This window comes from Achromobacter sp. ACM03 (assembly GCF_014851665.1).
Taxonomy (GTDB): Bacteria; Pseudomonadota; Gammaproteobacteria; order Burkholderiales; family Burkholderiaceae_B; genus Achromobacter; species Achromobacter aegrifaciens.
Window position 1 is genome coordinate 1,755,837 of sequence record NZ_JACVAD010000001.1, and the last position, 7,146, is coordinate 1,762,982.

At 50.8% G+C, this 7,146-nt stretch carries 7 protein-coding genes and 2 pseudogenes; 1 reads left to right on the forward strand and 8 read right to left on the reverse strand.

Translation table 11 applies throughout. The features are described from left to right. Positions 1-475 precede the first annotated feature (475 nt). The 4 genes and pseudogenes from IB257_RS08135 to IB257_RS31840 all read right to left on the reverse strand — a co-directional run bounded on the left by IB257_RS08135 (position 476) and on the right by IB257_RS31840 (position 4,630). Positions 476-1,024 carry a hypothetical protein gene (locus tag IB257_RS08135; RefSeq protein ID WP_175181474.1) on the reverse strand — a complete coding sequence of 183 codons (549 nt, stop codon included), beginning with the start codon at positions 1,022-1,024 and terminating at the stop codon, positions 476-478. Continuing rightward, positions 1,021-3,513 (reverse strand): annotated as a pseudogene (locus IB257_RS08140) (hemagglutinin repeat-containing protein); the annotation flags it as partial. The gene IB257_RS08135 and the pseudogene IB257_RS08140, both read right to left, overlap by 4 nt. Before the next feature lie 335 nt (positions 3,514-3,848). Beyond that, a complete protein-coding gene (locus tag IB257_RS08145; RefSeq protein WP_192492129.1) occupies positions 3,849-4,379 on the reverse strand; it encodes an SMI1/KNR4 family protein in 531 nt (176 codons plus the stop codon). 2 nt (positions 4,380-4,381) lie between these two features. Continuing rightward, complete coding sequence (locus IB257_RS31840; protein WP_225588853.1) at positions 4,382-4,630, reverse strand: DNA/RNA non-specific endonuclease; 249 nt, start codon at positions 4,628-4,630, stop codon at positions 4,382-4,384. Between the two features lie 69 nt (positions 4,631-4,699). Here IB257_RS31840 and IB257_RS08155 point away from each other — a divergent pair. After that, positions 4,700-4,894, forward strand: a pseudogene (locus IB257_RS08155) (IS110 family transposase); the annotation flags it as partial. Between the two features lie 31 nt (positions 4,895-4,925). Here the strand turns inward: IB257_RS08155 and IB257_RS08160 are convergent. The 4 genes from IB257_RS08160 to IB257_RS08175 all read right to left on the reverse strand — a co-directional run bounded on the left by IB257_RS08160 (position 4,926) and on the right by IB257_RS08175 (position 7,146). Continuing rightward, on the reverse strand, positions 4,926-5,297 hold the full coding sequence (locus tag IB257_RS08160; protein ID WP_156337349.1) for a hypothetical protein: 372 nt from the start codon (positions 5,295-5,297) through the stop codon (positions 4,926-4,928). Between the two features lies 1 nt (position 5,298). Further along, positions 5,299-5,508 carry a deaminase domain-containing protein gene (locus IB257_RS31845; RefSeq protein WP_119449257.1) on the reverse strand — a complete coding sequence of 70 codons (210 nt, stop codon included), beginning with the start codon at positions 5,506-5,508 and terminating at the stop codon, positions 5,299-5,301. Further along, positions 5,451-6,134 (reverse strand): hypothetical protein, encoded by a 684-nt coding sequence (locus tag IB257_RS08170; RefSeq protein WP_192492131.1) that lies wholly within the window; start codon positions 6,132-6,134, stop codon positions 5,451-5,453. Before IB257_RS08170 ends, IB257_RS31845 begins: the two co-directional genes overlap by 58 nt. A gap of 481 nt (positions 6,135-6,615) precedes the next feature. Next, entirely contained in the window at positions 6,616-7,146 is a 531-nt protein-coding gene (locus IB257_RS08175; RefSeq protein WP_175163979.1) for a contact-dependent growth inhibition system immunity protein, read from the reverse strand.

Sequence of the window (7,146 nt, forward strand, 5' to 3'; positions counted from 1 at the left end):
TCCAATTCGCGGAAAAAAAGGTGTCAGACTACATTTTCATATTTGGAAAATGTAGTCTGACACCTTTTTTTCTCCCGCAAGCGGAAATCAGGGCCTAGTTTCCTGCCAAGAGCCGGAGACGCGCAGAATATTGAAAATGTAGTCTGACACCTTATTTTTTTCCCGTTCCTTTGTGAACGAACTCTACATCGATTTCGTACTAACTAGGGGGGCAGGTCATGACACCTTATTTCATCTACGGGCTAGCTCAGTCTGACACCTTTTTTTCTCCCGCAAGCGGAAATCAAGGCCTAGTTTCCTGCCAAGAGCCGGAGACGCGCGGAATATTGAAAATGTAGTCTGACACCTTATTTTCGCGCCCCCTAACATCTTTCGAAAATAGGTTATAGATAAAACTTTCAACGCTGGAAGATGTAGTCTGACTACCTTATTTTCATGCAGGGTCTAACATCTTATTCCCTGCACCTTCCAACTTTTATTTTTCCCTAGCAATCAGAATCGCTCTATCAAGCATTTCTGTAGTTACATACAGAACAAAGCCAAGTCGATTACCTCTTTCGAAGCTATCTCTATAGGACACGAGAATATCCACTTCGCGCGCCATTGCTAGGGCTGCCAAATGGCGAAGCGGCATAGCGCCCTTGGCATCCGTTGGCAAACTTCTATATATTGCCAGCCCAGATTCAAGACTCTCGGCGTCAGCCCAGGAGATAGCCTCTTCAGCCAACCCCAACACATCGCCAGTTGATAATTCCAACATTTTTCTTGGCGGACTATTTCTAACTACAATCGGCTCATATTCAATATTTTCCCCAAAAATACGCGAGACTGCTTGTGAAAACGGCTTGCAAGATATCGACGGCATGAACGTAACTCTAAGATGATCAGATCGCTTGCGAATCGTTGGAAATATCCGGATCATCTTATCGCCGAAATCCAGCACACAAAAATGATCGCCCACCTCGTCAGGTTTGCAACTCCATCCACATTTTTCAAGAATTGAAGTAATTTCAATCTCTGTCATTTCTTAGCTCCGGGAAAACGCAGCGGTTCGACTGGAATACCATTAGGATAGCCTTGGTCTTTAAGTGGTATTCCGGGAATCAGTCCGAACTCCCTCGCCACCTGGCCTCGGGGGATAGAATTCCCATTCTCTATCTGCGGGAAGATCTCAGACTGCCTAATACTTAAGTCCGCATTCCCTGTCTTTATTTCGATAATTTTTATCCCACCATCAGGAGCTCTTGCCACGATATCCGGTCTGCAACGACCAACGACCCCGCATGAGTTTCCAAAAGAGATCTCTCTCTCACTAACACTATAACCCTGCTTAACTAGTTGATCCTTGACATCATCCACCATGTCTAAGTGGTGGTCATAATGATCTCTAATAGTGATTCTCGAAGCACCCGCGCCTCCAATGGCCTCTCCCTCGCCCTCGGAGAATATCAACCCCGGCCCGATTTTATCTGGCATCGGCGTTACGGTCGTAGTCCGCCCCGACGGCCCCTTATTCTCCTGCCCCGGCACCCCACCAATCTCAGGCACATCCCCCGACTTACCAGGCAACTGCGTATCCGGCACTGTTCCCACACCACCACCAGGCGGCACGCCCACCGGTGGCACCGGGTCTCCGGGTTTCCCTGGAATGCTCTGGGGTTCGCCGCCGGTGGCGATGTACTGAACAACCGCCAACAACAGCGCTTGGTCCTCCGACAAGCCAGGCGTCTTGCCGATCAGGTCTGCGGTCATCGCTGTGATCGCTGCGAATGCGATTGGCCCGATCACCTTCTCTTCGCATGCCGGTGACCGGAAGCAAGCCCCTAGCGCCGCCATACCACCGCGCTTCAGCAGGGTCGCTACCGCGTTGTTCTCCGTTTCCAGTCTGCCGCTGTTAACCACCGCACTCGCATCCGCTCCTAGCCCGACAGCGACGCCTGCCAACAGCGAGGACACCAGATTGCTACGAGCCTCCTTGTCTTCCGGTGACAAGGCCGAACCAGACTTGCCGCTGGCGGCATCCAACAAGGCGTTCACCACGGAGGCAGCTCCCGCGCCTAGCGCGGAAGCCCCGCAACCCTCACCGCGCGCCGAGCCTCCAGCACATCCCACCAACGTGTGCAGCGCGGCGCGTGCAGCTTGTGCTTCCGCACCGTCGCCCAACGCATCCGAGTAAAGCTTGACCTGTTGCGCGGTCAACCCCTGGAGGTAGTTGACTGCGCTGGCTTTCGCCACTTCAGAAACACCACCGGTAACATTGCCTGTCACACCGCCCAGAATCGCGGTGGCGATCAGACGGTATTGGCCGCCGGGCTCCCACTTTGCCGCATCGCCCAGATCATCAGTTAGCTGCGCAATACGTGCGGAGTCCCCTCCACCGGGCTTCTTCAGTTCAGCGGTCAACTCGTCAGAGAGCGCCTTGGCTTCCGCCGCCCGATTCGCCAAAAACTGCCCCATCTGGCGTCCAGTCTCTCCAACGATCTCGAAGCCGGCCCGCACTTCCTTCTCGTCAAAGATCGGGTCCAGGCTGTTCAGCGTGTCCTTGGTGTCGCGATTCAGGCTAGCGATTGCCTCCGCTGCCGTCTGGCCCGTCTGCGCCTTCTGGCCCGTTTCGTCGCGTATGACGATCTTTCCGCCGCTGATGCCGCTAAGCGTCGTGGAGCTGGATTCGCCATTGGCGCCCATCGGTACAGGCGGGACCGTGCTGACGCCGTTGATGGCAGGCAGGTTCGAATTCGGCGTCGCCTTGGAGCCGCCCGCGGCTTCGCCCTTGCCATCCGTGCCGACGTTGTTCTTGTCCTTGCCGTCCTCCTTACCGCCGCCAAAGCTCACGCCTCCGCCCAATTGCAGGGACTGGCCTTCATAGCGGGCGCGGTTCTCGATGTCGCGGCTGGTCAGCGTGCCGGTGATCAAGACGTTCCTGGCGTCGGCTACAGCCTTGTCACTGCTGGCGATCACGCCGCCGATCAAGCTGGTGTTCTTGGCAACGTCCAGTTGGAAGCCGCCATCACCCGCCCATAGCCCGGTCTGTTCGGTGACGCTGGCGTACTTGCTGTCGATGTTGGTCTTGCCATAGTTGCCGCTTACCGAGCTGGCGCCATAGCAGATGGGCGGAATGCACAGGCTGACCTGCACGCCTACGCTGCGGTCGCGAGCAGTGAAGCTATTGATGTCCTGCAGGCTCTCGACGAGCAGATTGCCGCCCACGGTTGCCAGGATACGATCGCCGCTTGCCTGCGCGCCGCGCAGCACGGTGTCGCCGCCGGAGTTCATGGTCAGCGTGTTCCCGGCCTGGACGTGGGTGTTGTTCCAGGTGGAGGCTTGTCCATCGGACTTGCTCTTGCTGCCGCCCGCCCCGAGGTTGATGCTGAAGCCTTGCTGGCTTCCGCCCAGGGAGAAGCCCACGCCTATGCTGGCGTTGCTGCTCTTGCCGTCGGTTTTCTGGCTGGACGTGTTCTGCTGCGCGATGAGCAGCAGATCGCCTTGCGCGTCCAACAGCACGTTGCGTCCAGCCGCGAGGTCAGAAAAAAAGGTGTCAGACTACATTTTCAGATTTGGAAAATGTAGTCTGACACCTTTTCTCATCAGACTACATTTTCAGCTTTGGAAAATGTAGTCTGACACCATATCCCCGCCGACACCTTTTTTATTGCCGACTGCATGCATGGCCTGTCTTCCTTCAAACGGTTTGGTCGCCCGATGAAGGGTATAAGACTGGCGCTATGCACGCCCTGATCACCTACAAGCTAAAAGCTTGAGTCCACCCTGTGCAGCAAGCCATTGATTCAGAATGTATTTCCCCAGAAATCCGTGGGGAAACTTCAGAGTCTGACACCTTTATTTGACCTCTAGTCAGCAGCCTTAAAAAAATGCTTATCTAGATCGGCAGGAGGGAACTGACCAGGTAGAATTTTTGACGAAATATCCCTACCAAGTAGCCCTAAAAGAAACTCAACACAGCCACAACTGTAGATTTCTTCTTCCCCTTGATCGGAGCTATGAATAGCAACTCTCCATGAATCTGGCTCTCCGTCAATCAACCAAACAAACGTTTCCCCATTATCTGTCACGGCCCAAGGAAGAAAAGAACCTTTCGCAGGATAATCTGGCCTTGGATAGTCCGATAAAAACTCCTGCCGCATTACAGCGTACGCACCTATAAAGTACTTACTTTTCTCAAAATTCAAATTTGAATTTTCTGAAAAAGGATCTAGCACCCACACAAAATCGTCTATTGCTCCACATCCGTAAATTGAAATAAATTCTTTAAAATCATTGGGCAGGCGCAGGTTCTCCTCCGTTTCAAAATTCGCCCAAGCAGCCTTATCAAAGGCTCGTGGAGAGGGTGGCGGAAGAAGGCTAATCAGCTTATTTATCATTCTTACTTCACCCCACTTATGTTCGGGATTGATACATCAAAAGTAAAACCACCTGACCCACGAGCAGACAACGTTACACCGGTCGGCATTGGGTTTGCACCTGTATAAATAGGAATCGCCCTATAGCTTACTGTTTCACCACTCTGCACAGCGCCTCTGACTTGACGCTCAAATGAGCTCATATTTGGATGATTCGCCTTGCGCTGGAAAAGCGTCACCAAATTTCTTGCATCATCACCAGCCCCCCCCAGTGAATTCGCAAAAAAGGTGTCAGACTACATTTTCAGGTTTGAAAAATGTAGTCTGACACCTTATTTCTCAGAGTGAGAGCAACGCTGTACATGGCCGCGATTGTGACCACGCGCTATAACCCGCATGTTCAAGCCCTCTACGCCCGACTGCTAGACGCCGGTAAAAGCAAGATGTCCGCGCTCGGCGCTGCAATGAGAAAGCTTGCTCATCTCTGCTTCGGTGTGCTCAAAACGCGTTCATCCTATCGCCCGGATTACGCCTAATCTCTTGACGGGCAAGACGCTATCTTATTTACTATATAAATCCTAAGATGCTTAGATCGTGCCTAAACTCATCATTCTCGTCCTGAGGCACCAATTGAAGCAAATTATCTAGAGCATGCTCCGAAAGCAAACGACAGATTTGCGCTCTATGATATTCGGCTTGTGCCGGATACCAGCAAGCCAAAACCAAACAAACAACCTCAAGCATCAAGTACTCCAGGGGAGAATCAAAGCTACCCTCTCCCCCCGCATATCCATCGTAAACGTCAGACGCTATCTGCTCTAGTGTCCATCCTCTTTGTCCCTTGCCCGTGGGGAACGGCCCATGATCCCGGCAGCCGTCCCAGTAGTTCTCCAAAATCCAGCTCTTAATTTGAAAATAGGAAACACGATCTTGTTCCACATTAATTTCCTTTCGGAGGTCGCATGACCACACCATTGTTATCCAAAATATTAACCTGAATATTCGGATACTTAGCTTTGAACTGCTCAGCCACCCCCAAACAACTACTGCACGCAGCCCGCTCCGTAAATATCGTAACAGTATAAAAAGGCGTCAGACTACATTTTCGGCTGAGATAAAAACTCCAACTATCGAAAATGTAGTCTGACACCTTTTTTCACAAAGATACACCACCTCATCCCCCAACTGCTCTACCCGATATGCTGGAGCCGTCAGGAGCCTCTCTAAACCAAATAGCCGTACGTAGGCAGGCCCGAAAATTTGAGACCAGAGAACATCTGGAAGTGCTCGCGAAAGGGTGTGAGTGTAAACCATAATATTGCCAGCCGTCGGAGCAAACCCATTAGCAAAACCGATCATCTTATACTCGGCAGCCATACTATCGCAAAATGCATATTCCACCCCGAATCGTGGCACCAGTTGTTTAAGGTAATCAATCAAGGCATCAATGCCGCTCGACTTCTCTACCACAACCTGCATGCCGTGTATCGCGAACTGCGGCCCGCGCAATGGATATGTCCGCTTCTTAAAGTGCCCCCAGCCTTTTGGAGGCGATTTTCGCTTCCAAAGAATTTCATTTCTATTATCACCCAAAAAATCGCGCACCCCGGCGATATCCAACTCCAAGTTAATGGGCTCCCCCTCCCCCCAATATTGAGGCCGAAATTCTGGCGACGTCTCTAAGAAATTCTCTATAAGATCACCAAAAGAGGCCGAATCTCGAAAGGAGGGCGTCAACAAGATCGTACTATCGGCATGTATAAATCTATTCTTCATATAATCACCTCAGCAACTAGCGAACCCATGGCAGCAGAGTCTGCTCTGCGATATTAAACTCCCGAATCGTTCCACCGCTTTGAACAATAAGATTTTCTATTGGTTTGGATATTTTTGTGCCGGAGAAACTATAAGATCAATCCCCTTACCCAGAAAAAAGGTGTCAGACTACATTTTCGGGTGTGGAAAATTTAGCCTGACACCTTATTTCAAAAATTTAGTCTGACACCTTATTTTACAGAGATACTTGACGGCGGCGGCCTGCACGAATTCACCGGTCGCCCCCGTGACATTGCCCGTAGCCGCGGCAAGAATAGAAAAAAAGGTGTCAGACTACATTTTCAGGTGTGAAAAATGTAGTCTGACACCTTATTTTAAGGCCCAGTTTCCCGGCAAGAGCCGGAGACGCGCGGAATATTGAAAATGTAGCCTGATACCTTATTTTCTTATTTTTATTTTCTTATTTTCAAACATCTACATATTACGTGCACCGACTAAAAGCCAAGCGCAAGGCCGCACCTACATCAGAAGGGCTACTACCGCTGGAGATAGAGACGTAATCACTTTCACTTATTCCCTTACCACTCCAGGCTTCTAGCTTTTCGTGATGGCTGGGACGGATAGTGATCTGATCACTCCTACTTTCGATACTGCATTTTTTCATATCTTTAAATAATGCACGCTTAGTCTTGTAGCCATAGCGTTCCATAGTGCTGCCAACCCATTGATCATATCGTTGATTAGTCAAACTGTAGTCATACAGCTCCATATCAAAAGTAGCTTCAGGATGAATCCAAACATCCTTTCGAGGCTCGGGAAGCACAAATCGGCTATGAGCCAAGGCGTCAAGCACAGCAAAACCTAGCTCTTGATCGGTAGCATCAGGGCTGAAAAAATGCTCCACACCTTGCGGATCCGCTTGACTACTCCGATAGCCAGAAAAAGTTTTTACGGAAATAAAATCTTTATTTATTTTCGCATCTGCCCAAGCTGTTTTTACAACATCACTCAT

Excerpts from the sequence above, each read along its gene's own strand:
- IB257_RS08145 (WP_192492129.1), bottom strand. The coding sequence starts at position 4,379 with ATGATAAATAAGCTGATTAGCCTTCTTCCGCCACCCTCTCCACGAGCC.
- IB257_RS08135 (WP_175181474.1), bottom strand. The coding sequence starts at position 1,024 with ATGACAGAGATTGAAATTACTTCAATTCTTGAAAAATGTGGATGGAGT.
- IB257_RS08175 (WP_175163979.1), bottom strand. The coding sequence starts at position 7,146 with ATGAGTGATGTTGTAAAAACAGCTTGGGCAGATGCGAAAATAAATAAA.
- IB257_RS08170 (WP_192492131.1), bottom strand. The coding sequence starts at position 6,134 with ATGAAGAATAGATTTATACATGCCGATAGTACGATCTTGTTGACGCCC.